Below are 16,701 nucleotides of genomic sequence, written 5' to 3'. Positions count from 1 at the left end.
GCCGGGTGGTCAGTGAACGGGGTGCATCGTGCGTCGCAGCCACGGCGCGAGGGCTACGACGACCAGGCCGAGGACGACGGCGATGGCGCCGTTGACGCCGAAGTACGCGGGGTGCGAGACGTCGTCGTAGATCTTCACCACCTGGGCCTGGATGCCGTTGGCGAGGGCCAGGGAGAGGAACCACAGGGCCATGGTCTGGCTGGAGAACGCCTTCGGCGCCAGCTTGCTGCTGGCCGAGAGACCCGACGTCTCCAGGAGCACGTCGCCGAGACCGAGCAGCAGGTAGGAGCCGACGATCCACCAGGCGGCCATCCGGTAGTCGGTGCCGTCGTGCCCGGAGGTGGGCACCACCATGAGCAGGAACGACAGGCCGCCGAGGATGACTCCGAGCGCGATCTTGTTCGAGGCGTGCGGCTGGCGGCGGCCCATCCGTACCCAGACGGCCGCGACCACGGGGGCCAGCGCCACCTCGAAGGCGCCGAGCGCGGAGGCGTACCAGCTGGACGGGAAATCGAAGCCGAGGATCGTGGTGTCGGCGTTCGTCGACGCGAGCAGCATCATCGTCGAGTAGGCCTGGAAGAGGATGAAGTTGAAGACCACCGAGGCGAGGAAGAGGACGATGTAGGGACGCAGCCGCCCGCGTTCCTCCGCGGTGACCCGGGGACTGGTGAACATGATCCAGAAGTAGACGACCGGTGCGATCACCGAGATGACCGTGAGGACGTCGACGAACCGGTCCATGGTGAGCCAGCCGGCGCCCGCGAGCACGCCGCACAGCACGGCGAAGGCCAGGCCCCCGGCGACCATCAGCCACACGGCACGGCGCATGGCGGCCGGGGCCAGTGCGAACTCGGCGGCGTGCTTGCGGCCGGCGAGGTGGCGGCGCCCGGCGATGTACTGGATCAGCCCCAGTGTCATCCCGAACGCGGCGGCCGAGAAGCCCCAGTGCCAGCCCTGGTGTTCGCCGAGCCAGCCGGTGATCAGCGGACCGGCGAAGGCGCCGATGTTGATGCCCATGTAGTACAGGGCGAAGCCGGCGTCACGGCGGTCGTCGTCGGTGCGGTAGAGCTTGCCGACCATGGCGGCCACGTTCGGTTTGAGCAGGCCGGTACCGGCGCTGATCAGGCCCAGGCCGACCCAGGTCATGGCGGCGGTGGGCACGGCCATGGAGTAGTGGCCCAGGGCGATGAGGACGCCTCCCCACAGGACCGCCCGGTAGGAGCCGAGGATGCGGTCGGCGAGCCAGCCGCCTCCGACGGAGACCAGGTAGACGAGGGTGCCGTAGGCGGCCGACACGGACGCGGCGGTGCCGGCGTCCATGCCCAGGCCCTCGTTCGCCACCGAGTCGGCGAAGTACAGGACCAGGATCGCCTGCATGCCCAGGAACGAGAAGCGCTCCCAGACCTCCAGGGCGGACAGGGTGAGCAGGCCCTTCGGCTGCCCGAAGAAGGCGCGGTCGTCCTGCGCCGGAGGCTGCTCGTCGTCGGCTGCCTCGGTATGAGCACGGTCTGTCATGGGTCCTGTCGCCGGTCGGGGGGTGCTGGACTGCTGTACAGCAGAACTGGCGTATACGGAACATACCGGCACCTGTTCGCGACGCGCACAGCGACATGACAGTCAGTCCCACGTCGCCGCTCAGGAGATCAGGGATCACCCCCACTTCGCAAATGCGTACGTCCGTTCCCGCTGGAGGCGGGAGTGCCGGTGCTGGTGGATGACGCCTCGGTCCACCGATGACGTCGCCTTGGTCCGTACCTCTGTCGGGTGATGTCCCGCGGCCCGTCGTTGTCGGGCGTGCTCGACGGCCGGCGCCCCGCGGACGCGTGTATCCCACCGCTCCCTCGGCCGTATGCGCCGTACGCCCCGCGCGGAGGGGCCCGTGGCCGGACCGGACCCGCCGCGGGAGCGCGGGGGCGGGGGTCCCAGAGGGTGCGTCCCTACCGGACGAAGGACTCACACGGTAGGTGCCGACGCGTGAGACTGGGCGAGTGCTGAGCAACCTCCCCGAGACACCGACCGGCTTCGTCGGCCGCGCGAGCGAGCTGGCCCGCCTGGACGAGGCCCTGCGTGAGTGTCGCCTCGTGACCCTGACGGGAGTGGGCGGGGTCGGCAAGAGCAGGCTCGCCCTGCACGCCGCGGACCGGGTGGGCGGCGGCGGGCGAGCGGTCGCGTGGGCCGACCTCTGGCCCCTGCCCGACGACCGGCTCCTCACCGCCACGGTCGCCGACGCGCTCGACTTCTCCGACCACACGGCGATCGACCCGGTCGACGCGCTGGGGGCCTGGCTCACGGACCAGGCCCCGCTGCTCGTCCTGGACTCCTGCGAGCACGTCACGAGCAGCTGCCGCGACCTGGTCCGCCGCCTGCTCGACGCGAGCCCCGGGCTGACGGTGCTGGCGACCAGCCGGGAGCCGCTCGGTCTCGGCGGTGAACGGGTCGTCGAGGTCGAACCGTTGCCGGCCGACACGGACGCGGTGCGACTGCTGCGCCACCGAGCGGCCGCTCTCGACGTGCCCCTGGACGGCGCCGAGGACCTGGTCGCCGCCGCCCGCCTGTGCCGGTGGCTGCAAGGCATTCCGCTGGCGGTCGAGCTGGTGGCGGGCCAACTCGTCGACCGCGGCATCGGCGCGGTCGAGGAGGCGCTCCTCTCGCACCTGGACATCGCCGCGGACAGAAGCACCGGTCCGCCCCGTCACCGTGCGGTGCGGACCACCGTCGGCTGGAGCCACGAGCTGTGCACTCCGCCGGAGCGCCTTCTCTGGGCACGGCTGTCGGTCTTCCGAGGCCCCGTCGACGCGGACACCGTGCTCGCCGTCTGCGGCGGCGGCCCGCTCACCCCGCCGCTCCTGACGTCGGCCCTCCGTGGCCTGGAGCGCAAGTCCGTCCTGACCCGTCGGGGCGAGCGCTGCCGCATGCTCGACACCGTCCGCGAGTACGGCCGGATGTGGCTCGACGAGCTGAACGAGACGCACGTGGTCTCGGAGCGGCACGCCCGGTTCTTCCTGGACCGGGCGCGCGAGGCCGACGCCGGTTGGCTGGGGCCCGACCAGATGCGCTGGTACCGGTGGACGGAAGCCACCCATGCCGATCTGTGCGCCGCGCTCGACCACTTCCTGACCACCCGCTCCGGCGCCGCGGTCGAACTGAGCGGGCTCCTCGGCTTCCTCTGGAGTTGCTGCGGACACCTGCCGGAGGCCGCCGACTACCTGGAGGACGCCCTCTCCCTGCCCGGTGCGCCGAATCCGGCGCGGGTCAGGGCTCTGTGGGCACTCGGCGTCACCCATGTCCTGCGAGGTGACGTCCAAAGCGCGCGCCACCTGGCCGACGCGTGCGGCCGAGCGGCGGAGGACGCGGACGGCCGGCTTCGGTCGGCGTACCTGATGGGCCTGGCACACCTCCTCACCGGGCGCCCCATGGCCGCCGGCCACGCGGCCGACCTGGCACTGGCGCAGGCGGCGGGAGTCACGGCGCCGGGAACGGTGATGTGCCGCCTCGTCCGCGTCTTCGCACTCACCGGCCAGGGCTTCCTGGACCGGGCGCGAGAGGAGGCCGAGTCCCTGCGCGCGGAGTGCGCCGCGCTCGGGGAGTGGTGGACCCGCTCCTACACCGACTACCAGCTGGCCCTCATCGCACTGTTCGAGGACCGTGCCACGCACGCGGTCACGCACGCCCGGTCGATGCTGGAGGGCAAGCGCCATATCGGTGACGGCTTCGGCCTGGCGCTCGGCCTGGACGTGCTGGCGGCGGCACTCGCCGCCGAGGGCGCCGCCGAGCCCGCAGCGGCGGCCTACGCGATCGGCGAGACCCTGTGGAGTTCGGTCGGCCACCCCCAACGCGGAACACCGGAGCTGGGCCCTGTGCGCGTCCACTACGAGAGCACCGTCCGCTCGCTGCTCGGCGACGAGCGGTACGAGACCGTGCTGCTGCAGAGCGCGGGCCGCGGACCGGACGCGGTACTGGCCGAACTTCTGGGGCCCGCCGCCCAGGAGTGACCGTCCGAGCCCTCTGACGCCGACCCGACGGGAACGGATGGGGGGGGCGGCAGGTAGCCCACCCCCTACCGAGGTATCACTCCCCACTTGGCTCCCCAGCGTGACGCCCGGCCTCCAACCGCCTTCCTACCTTCCTCCCCGTCACCACGGACGAGACAGAGGGAGACGGACGGATGTGCCGCTTCAGGAAGACCCTGACCACTGCCGTACTGACCGCACTGCTGGTCGGCAGCACGGCGGGCTGGGCCTCGGCGGGCAGCGTGAGCGCGCCCAGCGGGCCGCTCCCCGGCACCGCCGCCTGGCTGGCGGACGACTCCCTGGGACAGGAGCTACCGGACCCCACCACGGCCACCCCCGCCGAGGTGGCGGCCTTCTTCGGCGACCTGACCGACGCTCAACAGCAGCGACTCGTCCAGGACCACCCCACCGTCGTGGGCAACCTCGACGGCGCCCCCGTGAACCTCCGCTACGAGGCCAACGCCCCCGCGGGCGACCAGGTCCTCGCGTACGACCCACGCGGCCGCGGCCTGATCGCGCAGGTCGTGGGCGACCTGGAGAACGCCACCCACGTCTCGGTGATCGTCCCCGGCTCGGACATCGACATCTCGACGTTCGACCGTACGGCACAGTGGGCCGCCGACCTCCGGGCGGAGGCGAGCGACGACACGGCCGTCATCGCCTGGGCCGGCTACACCACCCCCTCCGGCATCGGCCCCGACCTGGCGACGGGCCGGCTCGCCGAGACCGGCGCCGAGCGCCTCACCCGTTTCACCGACGGCCTGGACGCGGCCGGCCTCCCCGACCCCGCCCTCTTCTGCCACAGCTACGGCTCGGTGGTCTGCGGCCTCGCCGCCCCCTACACCGACGCGAGCGACATCGTCGTCATGGGCTCGCCCGGCATGCGCGCCGACGACGTCACCGCCCTCGACACCGACGCCCACGTCTGGGCCGCCAAGTCCCCGGACGACTGGATCGACCGCGTCCCCAACGTCGAGGTCCTGGGCCTGGGCCACGGCGCGGACCCCACCTCGCCCGGCTTCGGCGCGACCGTCCTGCCCGCCGACGACGTCCCCGCGCACGACGAGTACTTCACCACCGGCACCTCCACCCTGACCGCGTTCGCGGCGATCGCCGGGGGAGACCTGTGATGAAGACCCGCACGAGGCTCGCGAAGCTCACTGCCGGGATCGACGGCCGGACCCCCGCCCACCGCGACCGCGCCATCGACGGCCTGCGCGCACTGGCGCTGCTGGCCGTCCCGACCGGCCACTGGCTGCTCGGCGGCTTCACCCTCGACGCCGGCGGCGGCCTGCACAACGCCAGCCCGCTGACCACCTTCGGCGCGCTGGCCCCGGCCGGCTGGATCCTCCAGATGCTGGGCATCTTCTTCCTGGTCGGCGGCTACTCCTCGTACCTCTCCTACCGGCGCCGCAAGGGCTCGGCCCGCGAGTGGATCACCGGCCGGCTCATTCGGCTGGGGCGCCCGGTCCTCGGTGTCACCGCCGTATGGGCGCTGCTGCTCCCCACCCTCCATTACGGCCTCGGCGTTCCGACCGCCACCCTGCACACCGCGTCGACACTGGTCGTCCAGCCCCTGTGGTTCGTCGGCGTCTACGCCGTGATCACGGCCCTCACGCCGTACTGCCTCCGCGCCTCGCGGCGCCTCGGCTTCTGGTCCGCGGCCCCACTGCTCGGCTCGGTCGCGGTGGTCGACTTCCTGCGTTACGGGCCGTACGCGGACGCGATGCCGACCTGGCTGAGTCTGCTCAATCTCCTTCCGGGCTGGATGTTCGCCTACCAGTTGGGCGTGTCCTGGGCGGACAAGCGGCTGGGCCGCCGCGAGGCGTGGCTGCTGTTCGCGGGCGGCGCGGCCCTGTTCGCCACCCTGCTGCTCGCCTTCCACTACCCGGCGTCGATGGTGGGCGTGCCCGGCGCGTCCCGCACCAACTCCCACCCGCCGTCCCTGCTGGTCCTCGCGCTCGCCGCCGCCCAGTCCGGTGCGGCGATCCTGCTGCGCGACCGGCTGGCCCGGCTGCTCCGGCGCCCCGCCCTGTGGGCCCCGGTCGTGATCATCAACCTGTCCGCGATGACGATCCTGTGCTGGCACCAGACGGCCATGCTCGCCGCCGCGGTCCCCGCCGCGCACTTCGGCGAGATCCCCGGCCTGACCACCGCGCCGGACACGGCCGGATGGATCCTCGCGCGGGCGGCCTGGATGCCGCTCTTCGCGGGACTGCTCGTGGCGATCGCGAAGTTCGCCCGGCCCCTGGAGACCCCGTGGGACCGCACCGGCAGGCCCCGCCGCGCGGCCGCGGGCGTGCTCGCGGCGGGCTTCGCCTACTTCGCGCTCGCCGCGTGAGTGACGTACGGGCACCGCCGTACCACCGTGGCCGGTGACGGCTCCATGACCCGCCGACATGCCGGACCCGTACGTCCTTCCCGGCCGGGCCGACGAACCACCCGCCCCATTCGCACCACCCACCACCCACCGAACACCGGAGTACACCCATGTCCTTGGCCGGCGAAACCGCTCCGCCGCACCCCGAGAAGGCCACCGCGAGTCAGTCCCCGCCGGACCCGGGCAGCGAGTTCACACCCCTGCTGCGCGCTGTCAAGGGACAGCAGCTGCTCGAACGGCGCCCCGGCTGGTACGCACGCACCATAGTGACCAACGCGCTCGGCCTGGCCGCCGTCGTCACCGGCATGGCACTCATCGGCGCTTCGTGGTGGGTACTCGCTCTCGCTCCCGTCCTCGCCGTCCTGAGCGCCCGCACGGCGTTCATCGGCCACGACGCGGGCCATGCGCAGATCAGCGGCAACCGCACCACGAACCGCCGCATCGGACTCATCCACGGCAACCTGCTGCTCGGCATGAGCTACGCGTGGTGGAACGACAAGCACAACCGCCATCACGCCAACCCCAACCACATCGACAAGGACCCCGACGTCGCCGCCGACGTCCTCGTCTTCACCAGCGAGCAGGCCGCCGCGCGCACCGGCTTCCGCGGCCGGCTCACCCGCCACCAGGCATGGCTCTTCTTCCCCCTCACCCTCCTCGAAGGCCTGGCCCTCAAGGTCTACGGATTCCAGGACCTGCGCCGCCAGACCGGCCGCGAGCGCCTGGTCGAGGGCGCGCTCCTCGTCGCCCACATCGCCGGATACGTCACCCTGCTCCTGACGACCATGCCGCTCGCGCACGCCCTCGTCTTCGCCGCGCTCCACCAAGCCCTGTTCGGGCTGCACCTGGGCATGGCCTTCGCGCCCAACCACAAGGGGATGGACATGCCCGACCCCGACGGCGAAAAGTGGGGACACCTGCGACGCCAGGTCCTCACGTCCCGCAACATCAGGGGCACCGTCCTCACCGACTGGTTCCTCGGCGGCCTCAACCACCAGATCGAGCACCACCTGTTCCCCAGCATGCCCCGCCCCCACTTGAGGCTCGCCCAGTCCATGGTGAAGGCCCACTGCCGCGACCTCGGCATCCCCTACGCGGAGACCGGTCTCATCGACTCCTACCGTCAGGCCCTGCGGCACATGCACGAAGTGGGGGAACCGCTGCGTGCCGACATCTGAGGATCCGCCGAGCCCGCCCGACAGCTGTGTGTCTCCTGACGCCGTCCCGCCGCACCTAAGCTGGGGCCCATGACCTCAGTGGAGGAGGAACGCCCCCGCGCACTGCTCGCGGGGGCTTCGCGGCGGTGGGTGCGGCTGCTGCCGTGGGGCGTGGCGTTCGTGCTGTGCGTCGCCCTGCTGCCCACCACCATCCAAGTGCTCAGCGTCGACTACGGGTTGCACGGCGGCATCGCGAGCGGGCTGGCCATCGCGCAGTCGGCACCGCTGCTGCTCGCGGTCGTCCGCCCGCTGCAGGCCTGGTACGTGATCTTCGTCGCGGACGTGGCCGGGGCCCTCGCCCTGCTCACCGTCGACCTCGGAGAGCGGCAGGTGTGGCCGTTCCCGCCCATGGAGATCGTCGGGTACATCGGCCTCTGCCTCGCCCTCGGGCTGCGCGAGCGGCGCCGGACGCTGCTGCTGGTGTGGCTGGCGACGGCGGCCGCGAACGTCGGCCTGGGATTCGCCGCGCCCCACGACACGACGGCCGGGAGCGCACTGCTCACCATCCTCAGCGGCGTCGCACTCGTCCTCGCCGGCGCGCTCCGCGAGCGGTACGAGGTGCAGCGCAGGCTGGCCGAGCAGGAGACGATCAGCGAGGCCGAGCGCGGCCGGCGGACGCTGCTGGAGGAACGCGCCCGCATCGCGCGCGAGCTGCACGACGTGGTGGCCCACCACATGTCCGTCATCACGGTGCAGGCGGACACCGCGGCGTACCGCATCGACGGGCTGCCACCGGACGTACAGGAGGAGTTCACGTCCATCGCGGCGACCGCGCGCGAGTCGCTCGGCGAGATGCGACGGCTCCTCGGCGTACTGCGGAACGAGGAGGCGCACGGCGAGCTCGCTCCCCAGCCGGGCCTGACGCGGATCGGGCAGATGGTGGAGGCGACGGTGAGAGCGGGCGTACCGGTGGAGTTCACCCCTTGCGACGCCGACGTGCCCGAGGCGGTGGGCCTCTCCGCGTACCGCATCGTCCAGGAAGCCCTCGCCAACGTTGTCCGGCACGCGCCGGGCGCTCCGACGCGGGTGTCGGTGTCGGTGTCGGAGCCCGGTTCGCAGGACGGCGCGCGACTCACCGTCCTCGTCGTCAACGGGCCGCCGCCCGAACCGCCCGCCGCGCCGCTCGAAGAGGGCGGCACCGGGCACGGACTCGTCGGCATGCGCGAACGGGTGCGGATCGCCGGCGGCACCCTCGACGCGGGACCACTGCCGGACGGCGGCTTCCGGGTCGCCGCCCAACTACCCCTGATCGAAAAGGACATCACGTGACAACGCGCGTCATCGTCGTCGACGACCAGGCCATGGTGCGGGCCGGTTTCGCCGCGCTGCTGGCCGCCCAGAGCGACATCGACGTGGTGGGCGAGGCACCCGACGGTGCGCAGGGCGTCGAGCTGAGCCGGCGCACCCACCCCGACGTCGTGCTGATGGACGTCCGCATGCCCGAGATGGACGGCCTCGAGGCCGCGCGCCGCCTCCTCACGCCCCCGCCCGGCGTCACCCACCGGCCGCGCGTCCTGATGCTCACCACGTTCGACGTCGACGACTACGTCTACGAGGCGCTGCGGGCGGGCGCGAGCGGCTTCCTGCTGAAGGACGCGCCGCCGGCCGACCTCATCGCGGCGGTACGCGTCGTGGCCTCGGGCGACGCGCTGCTCGCCCCCTCCGTGACGCGCCGCCTCATCGCGGACTTCGCCCGGCAACGTCCCGCCGCCCGGGGCAAGCCCGCGCTGCGGCTCAAGGCCCTGACAGAACGCGAGACCGAGGTCCTCACGCTGGTGGCCCGCGGCCGGTCCAACACGGAGATCGCGCAGGATCTGGTGCTGGCCGAGCAGACCGTGAAGACGCACGTGAGCCGCGTCCTCACCAAGCTCGACCTGCGCGACCGCGCCCAGGCGGTGGTCTTCGCGTACGAATCGGGGCTGGTGGCCCCGGGCGAGTAGGACGGCCCCGCGGCCGAGGCCGCGCGCCGCCTCCTCACGCCCCCGCCCGGCGTGACCCACCGGCCAGGCGAAGCCCCGCGCACGCCGGACCGGCGGCAGCCCCCGGGCGGAAGGCAGGTCCCTGCCCTCCTCCACCCCCTACCGCGGTATCACCTCCGCTTTGGCTCCCGAGTATGACGCCCGGCGCACAGCCGTCCTCGCACACTTCCCGTCGTCGGAACGAGAAGATCGCGAGAGGGCGGAACATGAGGCTACGCAGCAACAGGCGGCAGCAGACGGACGACCGACCGGAGGCCCCGGCCGCGACACCCGGCCTCGCCGTCGAACTGCGCGGTGTGCGACGGCGGTACGGCCGCGGCGCGGGCGCCGTGCACGCCCTCGCGGGCGTCGACCTCGCCCTCCCGCGCGGCACGTTCACCGCGGTCATGGGCCCGTCCGGGTCCGGCAAGTCCACGTTCCTGCAGTGCGCCGCCGGCCTCGACCGGCCGTCGGAGGGATCCGTGCGCCTCGGCGGTACGGAGATCACCGGTATGAGCGAGGACAAGCTCACCGAGCTCCGCCGCAGCCGACTCGGCTTCGTCTTCCAGGCGTTCAACCTGCTGCCGTCACTGACCGTGGAGCAGAACGTGCTGCTGCCCATGCGTCTCGCCGGGCAGCGCCAGGACCGCCGCCGTGCGGCCGCGATGCTCGCGCGGGTCGGGCTCGCCGACAAGGCGCGGCGCCGGCCCGGCGAGCTGTCCGGCGGCCAGCAGCAGCGCGTGGCCGTCGCCCGCGCCCTGGTCACCAGCCCCGACGTGGTCTTCGCGGACGAGCCCACCGGCGCCCTCGACACCGGCACCGCCACCGAGGTCCTCGGCCTGCTCCGGCACGCGGTGGACACCCTCGGCGCCACCGTCGTCATGGTCACCCACGACCCGGCCGCGGCCGCCTGGGCCGACCGTGTGCTGTTCCTCGCCGACGGCACCTTCGCCGGCGGCCTGGAGCGCGGATCGGCGGAGCAGATCGCGGCGCGGATGACGATGCTGGCCGGCCGTACGGGCGCGATGGCAGGGGCCGCGGCATGAGGAGCTTCGCCCCGAACGGCCTCGCCCGCGCGGCCGTACGCTTCAAACCCGCCTCGTTCGCGGGCACGTTCGTCGCGCTGATGATGTCCGCGCTGATCGTCGCGGCCTGCGGCATCCTGCTGGAGTCAGGCATCCGCGCCTCGGTGCCGGCGGAGCGGTACGCGAAGGCGCCGGTCGTCGCGGCGGCCGACCAGTCCGCACGACTCGTCTCCGACACCATCGACGGTCCCGAGGAAACCGCGTATCCGCTGCCGGACACCGCCCGCGTGGACGCGGGGCTCGCGGCGAAGGCCGCCCGGGCGCCGGGCGTCGCGGCCGCGGTGCCGGACTTCACGTTCCCGGTGCGGCAGGGAGACGGAGCGCTCACCGGCCACGGCTGGGGCTCGCACGCCTTCACCGGCACCGCACTGTCCGCCGGTGCCGCGCCGCGTGCGGGCGAGGTCGTGCTCGACGCCGCCGCGGCCCGTGCGGCGAAGGCCGGCGTCGGCGACACCGTCACGCTCGAAACGGCCGCCGGCCGCACGGACTTCCGCGTGTCCGGACTGGCCAGGGCCGGGACCGGTGACATCCCGGCGGCGGACGCGGCGGCCGGCGGCAAGGCCACGGCATGGTTCTCCGACGCCGAGGCGGCCACACTGGCCGGGCACCCCGGCAAGGCCGACGCCATCGCCGTACTGGCCGCGGACGGCACCGACACCGACGCCCTCGCCGCCGCGGTCGAGAAGTCCCTCGCCGGCTCCGGCGCGCAGGTGCTCACCGGCGACGACCGCGGCGAAGTCGAGGAGCGGGGCCTGGCGTACGCCAAGGAGACACTCACCGCACTCGGCGGCTCCTTCGGCGGGATCGCCACCCTGGTCGCCGTCTTCACCGCGGCCGGCACGGTGGCCCTGTCCGTCGGCCAGCGCATGCGCGAGTTCGCGCTGCTGCGCGCCGTCGGCGCCACCCCGCGGCAGATCCGCCGCGCGGTCGCCGCGGAAGCGCTGCTCGTCGCGCCCGTCGCCGGGCTGATCGGCTGCCTGCCGGGGATCGCGCTGGCGAGCTGGTGGTTCGGGCAGTTGAAGGACCGCGGCGCCGTCCCGGAGGCGGTCGAGCTGCACGTCTCGTGGATCCCGCCGCTCATCGCCGTCGGGACCGGACTCCTCACGGCGCTCGGCGCCGGCTGGATGGCCGGCCGCAGGCCCGCGAAGATCAAGCCGGGGCAGGCGCTGGCCGAGGCCTCGGTGGAGCGGCTGCGGCCGGGCATCGTCCGTACCGTCCTCGGGGTGGGCGCCCTCGTCGGCGGCACGGTCCTCGCCGGCGTCGCCGCCTCCGCCGCCGGTGCCGACGCGGCCAACGCCTCCCTCGGCGTCGTCATGCTCTTCATGCTCGCCGTCGGCCTGCTCGGCCCGCTGGTGGCCCGGCTGTGCGCGGCGCTCTTCGGCCTGCTGCTGCGCGGCGGCGGCGCCTCGGCGTCGCTGGCCGCCGCCAATTCCCGGACCAACGCACGCCGGTTGGCCTCCGCGATCACCCCCATCGTGCTGGCGATGGCCTTCGCCTCGACGCTCGTCTTCATGCACACGAGCGAGAGCCATGTCGCCTCGCAACAGCTCCGCGACGGCATCACGGCGGACCACGTCGTGACCAACCCGGCGGGCCTGCCCTCCGGCGCCGCCGACCGGGCCGCCCGCGTTCCCGGCGTCGACGCGGCCGTGAGCCTGCTCGACACGCAGGTCCTGGTGCCCGTCGACTCCGGCGGCGAGACGTCGCTGCAGGGGTGGGCGGCCCAGGGCATCTCGGGCTCCGGCGCCCAGCTCGCCGAGGTGCAGGACCTGGACGTACGCGGCGGCAGCCTGGACCGCGTGGGTGAGGGGCGTATCGCCATCGACAAGACCCTCGCCACCGCTGCGAAGGTCAAGGTCGGTGACGAGCTGCCGCTCCGCCTCCCGGACGGCGTCGAGGCCCGCCCGGAGGTCGTCGCGGTCTACGGCCGCGGACTGGGCTTGGCGGCGGTGACCATGGACCGCGCCTCCCTGGCCGGCCACGTCACGTCGGGCTTCGACAGCACCCTGCTGGTACGCGGCGGCGACGCGAAGCCGCTCGCCGCACTCGGCGACGTCACCGACGCCTCGGGCTACGCCGTCGAGCGGAACGTGGACCGCGAACTCGGCGCCTGGGCCAACTACGTGATGGCCGCCGTCCTGGGCGGCTTCGCCGCCGTCGCCGCGGTCAACACCCTGGTGATGACGGTCCTGGACCGCCGCCGCGAACTGGCCACGCTCCGCCTCGTCGGCTCCACGCGCCGCCAGGTGCTGCGGATGCTCCGCTGGGAGAGCCTGCTGGTATCGGCGGCGGGCGTGGCCCTGGGCACAGCCATCGCCCTGATCACACTGACCCCGATGATGCGCGGCCTGACGGGCGAGCTCCCGCACGTACCCCCACTGCTGTACGCCGCGTTCGCCGCGACCGCGGTGGCCCTCGGTCTCGTCGCCGTGACCCTCCCGGCCCGCGCGGCGCTGCGCGACCGGGAGACCTGAGACCGCGTCAGACCCTGCCGGCACCGTCGCGCGCCCGTAGTACCCCGTAGTGAAGGAGACCTCAATGCAGCAGAGCAGGACCGGAAGCACAGACGCCGGACCGCACACGAGATGGAACGGGCGGCTCATCGGCCTGGTGGCCGTCCTGGCCTTGGTGAACTTCGTGGTCGACTCGGCCATCACCGCGCCGCTGCTCGTCCTCCCGGAGATGCTCGACCACTTCGGCACCGATCAGGCGGCGTGGCTCAACGCCACCGCGATGCTGGCGGGAGTGATGTGGGCACCCCTGCTCGGCAAGAGTGCCGACATCTACGGCAAGCGCAGGGTGCTCGTGGTGACGTTGCTACTCAGCTGCGCGGGCGCCCTGTTGTGTGCCGTGGCCCCCAGCATCTGGGTGTTCGTGCCAGGTCGCATGCTTCAGGGCGCGTCTCTGGCCGCCGTGTTCCTCTCCGTCGCGATCGTTCGAGGTGTCTGCGCACCCCGCATCGCGATGATCACCGTGGGCATCGTCACCTCCAGCTCCGCGGTGCTCAACATCGCGTCCCGCTTCCTCATCGAGAAACTGGCCGTGGAGTTCGGCTTCCAGATCCTGTTCGTCCTGTCGGCCTTCGTCGCGGCCGCGATGGCGATCTGCGTGCACAAGGTCATCCCCGAATCCCTGGTCAAGGCACCGGGCAGGATCGACGTCGGCGGCGCCCTCCTCCTCGGCGGAGGTCTCGCCGGAGTGCTCAGCTACGTCAGTCTGGGCGCGGACCTCGGCTGGCTCACCGCCGGCCCGCTGGCTCTCCTCGTCGGGGGCGTCGTGGCACTGGCCAGGTGGTTCCTGGTATCGAGTCGAAAGCCCGACCCGCTGATCGACGTCAGAAACCTCGACGGGCCCTTGGTACTCATGCTCCTCGTCGTCTTCCTCGGAGCCGGGTCGTACCAGAGCATGCTCCAGCTCATCCCTCTCATCGGTGACGTCTCGGCGGATCAGCAACTCGGGTACGGACTGGCAGACCAGGGGTCGGTGGCACTGCTGCTCGCGGCGCCGGGACTCGGAGTCATGCTCGGCGGTCCGGTGGCCGGATGGTTCGCCGCACGATTCGGACCGGCCTCGACGTTGGCCGGGGCGGTCATGCTCGGAACGGTGGTGACCATCGGGATGTTCCTGGGCGCTTCCCAGCTTCCCGCCGCCCTCTGCTTCGCCTTCCTGCTGGGTGTCACGGTAGGAGCGCTCGGGACGTCCGGCTTCAACATGGCGGGCGCCTTGGCGTCCGCCGAACGGCAGGGCATCGTGTCCAGCCTGGTCATGGTCATGGTCTCGATCGGTTCGGTGGTGCTGAACTTCGTGGGCGCGGCCGTGCTCAAGTCGACCGCCGTGGTCGTCGACGGCGAGACGACGAATTCGGCCACGGGCGTGTTCAGCTACATCGCCATTGCTTCCGGCGCGTTCGCGATAGCCGCCGTACTGGTCGTCATGCTCGTGCGAAGTACCCGCCCCAGCCGCACATCGCCGTCGCCCGACCTCGAGCGGGACCCGGTGCGATGAACCTCTGACGATTTCCGAATTCCGAACAAAAGAATGGGGAGTTGGCGAATGGGCATGAGAAGTGCATCGAAGGGCACGGTCCTGATTTCCGGCGCGAGCATCGCGGGTCCCGCCGTGGCGTTCTGGCTGCACCGGTACGGATTCGCGGTGACGGTGGTGGAGAAGTCCACCGGACTACGAGGCGGTGGGTACCCGATCGACGTGCGTGGCACCGCGGTGGAGGTGGCGCGCCGGATGGGAATCCTGCCGCAGCTCCAGCAAGCGCATATCGATTCGCGCCGGGTGACCTTCCTCAATGCCGATGGCAGTGAGGCGGCGGTGGTTCATCCGCAGGCGGTGGTCGGCGGCGTCGAGGGGCGGGACGTCGAGGTGCCGCGAGGTGATCTGGCGGAAGTCCTTTACGGAGCCGTCCGTGACGAGGTGGAGTTCGTGTTCGACGACTCCATGGACGCGCTCACGGAACACGAGCACGGAGTCGACGTCACCTTCCGCAGCGGTGGCCGGCGCACCTTCGACCTGGTCCTGGGTGCGGACGGGCTGCATTCGCGTACCCGGGAGCTCGTGTTCGGCCCCGAGCGGCAGTTCCACCGCTATCTGGGGTACTGCTTCTCCATCTTCACCATGCCCAACACCTTCGAACTCTCCCACGAAGTGCTCATCTGGAACACTCCCGGGCGGGCCGCGGCGCTCTACGCGGTCGGAGACAGCGACGAACTGCACGCGTTCCTCAACTTCGCTCACCCCGAACCACCGGGCGAGGTCCTCCGCGGCCCCGAGGCACAACGCGAACTCGTCGCCACCACCTTCGCGGACGACGGCTGGGAAATCCCGGCCATGGTCGCCGCCATGCGCCACGCGAACGATCCGTTCTTCGACACCGTGAGCCAAGTCCACCTGCCGCGCTGGTCCAGCGGCCGGGTCGCGCTCCTCGGCGACGCCGCCTACGCCCCGTCGTTCCTGACCGGGCAAGGGTCCAGCCTCGCCCTCGTCGGCGCCTACATGCTCGCCGGCTCGCTGGCCGCCCATCGCGACCACACCGCGGCCTTCGCCGCCTACGAGCGCGACACCCGCGGATTCGTCGAACTGAACCAGGCACAGGTCGGTGCAGGCGACGCGGCACTCTTCCCCACCACCGCCGAAGCCCTGGAGAAGCGCAACAGCAGACTTCGCGGTCTCACCGCCCTGCCACCGAAAACAGGCCGCCCGGCCCACACGGCTCTCACACTGCCCGAACACACCGGGGACCGACCCAGGAACGGTCAATGGAGGGTGGGTCGATAGACGAGCTCCTGAATGTGACCGTCGAGCGTCCGACTCTCGACCAGTTCCAGGTCGAAGTCGGCCGCACCCCGGAAGACCGGGTCCAGCCCGGTCCGGCCGGTGATGACCGGGAAGAGCGTCACCTGCAAACGGTCGACCAGGCCGGCGGCCATCAGCGCCCGGTTCAACGACAGGCTTCCGTGCGAGCGCAACGGCACCTCGGACTCCTCCTTGAGCCGGGCGACGACGTCGACGGCGTTTCCGCTCACGACGGTCGCGTTCGGCCAGTCGAGAGGGCCTTCCAGGGTCGTCGACACCACCGTCGCCGGCAGGCTCCTCATCCGAGTCACCCATGGGTCACGCACTTCGGACTCCTCGGTGCTCGAGGCCATCATCCGCGCGAACGCCCGGTACGTGTTGGCCCCGAACACCATCCGCTGCTCCGCGCCGTACAGGGCAAGGCGGTGGTCGAGCAACTCGGGGCCTTGCTTGCCCCAGTAGCCGGTCCAGTCGGCGCCGGCGGCTCCGTAGCCGTCGAGGCTGGAAAAGATGTCGAAGGTGTAGGTAGCGGTCATGTCGTGTTCCTCGAGTCCGGTTGATCGCTGTGCGGGTACAGACCGGCGGTCCTCTCCGGGTGCGCTTCGGCGACCGTCACATCCATAGACCCGGCACGCTTCCGAAACTCATCGTTGTGCCGACCACAGGCGGCCCCGACCACTCGAATGGCAGGTGATCAACGAGCGATGGCGCGAGGCGGAGCCCGCTGCCGCCCGCGCCTCGCCGGAG

12 protein-coding genes are annotated in these 16,701 nt (G+C 72.0%); 10 read left to right on the top strand and 2 right to left on the bottom strand.

Going from position 1 to position 16,701, the window contains the following annotated elements; all coding sequences use genetic code 11:
- Nucleotides 1-9: 9 nt before the first annotated feature.
- Nucleotides 10-1,515 (bottom strand): peptide MFS transporter, encoded by a 1,506-nt coding sequence (locus RI578_RS01755; protein WP_310869343.1) that lies wholly within the window; start codon nucleotides 1,513-1,515, stop codon nucleotides 10-12.
- A 473-nt stretch (nucleotides 1,516-1,988) separates the two neighbouring features.
- On the opposite strand from RI578_RS01755, the gene RI578_RS01750 reads away from it, so the two are divergent.
- The 10 genes from RI578_RS01750 to RI578_RS01705 all read left to right on the top strand — a co-directional run bounded on the left by RI578_RS01750 (nucleotide 1,989) and on the right by RI578_RS01705 (nucleotide 15,936).
- The gene (locus tag RI578_RS01750; RefSeq protein ID WP_310869342.1) at nucleotides 1,989-3,992 is read left to right on the top strand and encodes a regulator; all 2,004 of its coding nucleotides are present in this window, start codon (nucleotides 1,989-1,991) and stop codon (nucleotides 3,990-3,992) included.
- Between the two features lie 173 nt (nucleotides 3,993-4,165).
- Nucleotides 4,166-5,140: an alpha/beta hydrolase gene (locus RI578_RS01745; protein WP_310869341.1), complete on the top strand. Its 975-nt coding sequence runs from the start codon at nucleotides 4,166-4,168 to the stop codon at nucleotides 5,138-5,140.
- Nucleotides 5,140-6,351 (top strand): acyltransferase, encoded by a 1,212-nt coding sequence (locus tag RI578_RS01740; protein WP_310869340.1) that lies wholly within the window; start codon nucleotides 5,140-5,142, stop codon nucleotides 6,349-6,351. Before RI578_RS01745 ends, RI578_RS01740 begins: the two co-directional genes overlap by 1 nt.
- Nucleotides 6,352-6,500: 149 nt before the next feature.
- On the top strand, nucleotides 6,501-7,568 hold the full coding sequence (locus RI578_RS01735; RefSeq protein WP_310869339.1) for an acyl-CoA desaturase: 1,068 nt from the start codon (nucleotides 6,501-6,503) through the stop codon (nucleotides 7,566-7,568).
- Nucleotides 7,569-7,637: 69 nt separating this feature from the next.
- Nucleotides 7,638-8,876 (top strand): histidine kinase, encoded by a 1,239-nt coding sequence (locus tag RI578_RS01730; RefSeq protein WP_310869338.1) that lies wholly within the window; start codon nucleotides 7,638-7,640, stop codon nucleotides 8,874-8,876.
- Nucleotides 8,873-9,547: a response regulator transcription factor gene (locus RI578_RS01725; protein WP_310869337.1), complete on the top strand. Its 675-nt coding sequence runs from the start codon at nucleotides 8,873-8,875 to the stop codon at nucleotides 9,545-9,547. Before RI578_RS01730 ends, RI578_RS01725 begins: the two co-directional genes overlap by 4 nt.
- 245 nt (nucleotides 9,548-9,792) lie before the next feature.
- The gene (locus RI578_RS01720; protein ID WP_310869336.1) at nucleotides 9,793-10,611 is read left to right on the top strand and encodes an ABC transporter ATP-binding protein; all 819 of its coding nucleotides are present in this window, start codon (nucleotides 9,793-9,795) and stop codon (nucleotides 10,609-10,611) included.
- Nucleotides 10,608-13,124 carry an FtsX-like permease family protein gene (locus tag RI578_RS01715; RefSeq protein WP_310869335.1) on the top strand — a complete coding sequence of 839 codons (2,517 nt, stop codon included), beginning with the start codon at nucleotides 10,608-10,610 and terminating at the stop codon, nucleotides 13,122-13,124. The genes RI578_RS01720 and RI578_RS01715 overlap by 4 nt, the downstream gene beginning before the upstream one ends.
- Nucleotides 13,125-13,188: 64 nt before the next feature.
- Nucleotides 13,189-14,655, top strand: a complete 1,467-nt coding sequence (locus RI578_RS01710) for an MFS transporter (protein ID WP_310869334.1) — start codon at nucleotides 13,189-13,191, stop codon at nucleotides 14,653-14,655.
- A gap of 54 nt (nucleotides 14,656-14,709) precedes the next feature.
- Nucleotides 14,710-15,936 carry an FAD-dependent monooxygenase gene (locus RI578_RS01705; protein ID WP_399059262.1) on the top strand — a complete coding sequence of 409 codons (1,227 nt, stop codon included), beginning with the start codon at nucleotides 14,710-14,712 and terminating at the stop codon, nucleotides 15,934-15,936.
- Here the strand turns inward: RI578_RS01705 and RI578_RS01700 are convergent.
- Nucleotides 15,915-16,490, bottom strand: a complete 576-nt coding sequence (locus RI578_RS01700) for a dihydrofolate reductase family protein (RefSeq protein WP_310869332.1) — start codon at nucleotides 16,488-16,490, stop codon at nucleotides 15,915-15,917. The two genes, RI578_RS01705 and RI578_RS01700, sit on opposite strands and share 22 nt — an antisense overlap.
- Nucleotides 16,491-16,701 lie beyond the last annotated feature (211 nt).

This window comes from Streptomyces sp. BB1-1-1 (genome assembly GCF_031597775.1).
Classification (GTDB): Bacteria; Actinomycetota; Actinomycetes; order Streptomycetales; family Streptomycetaceae; genus Streptomyces; species Streptomyces thinghirensis.
The sequence above is the reverse complement of the archived record's forward strand: the minus strand, read 5'-3'. Positions and strand labels throughout refer to the sequence as shown.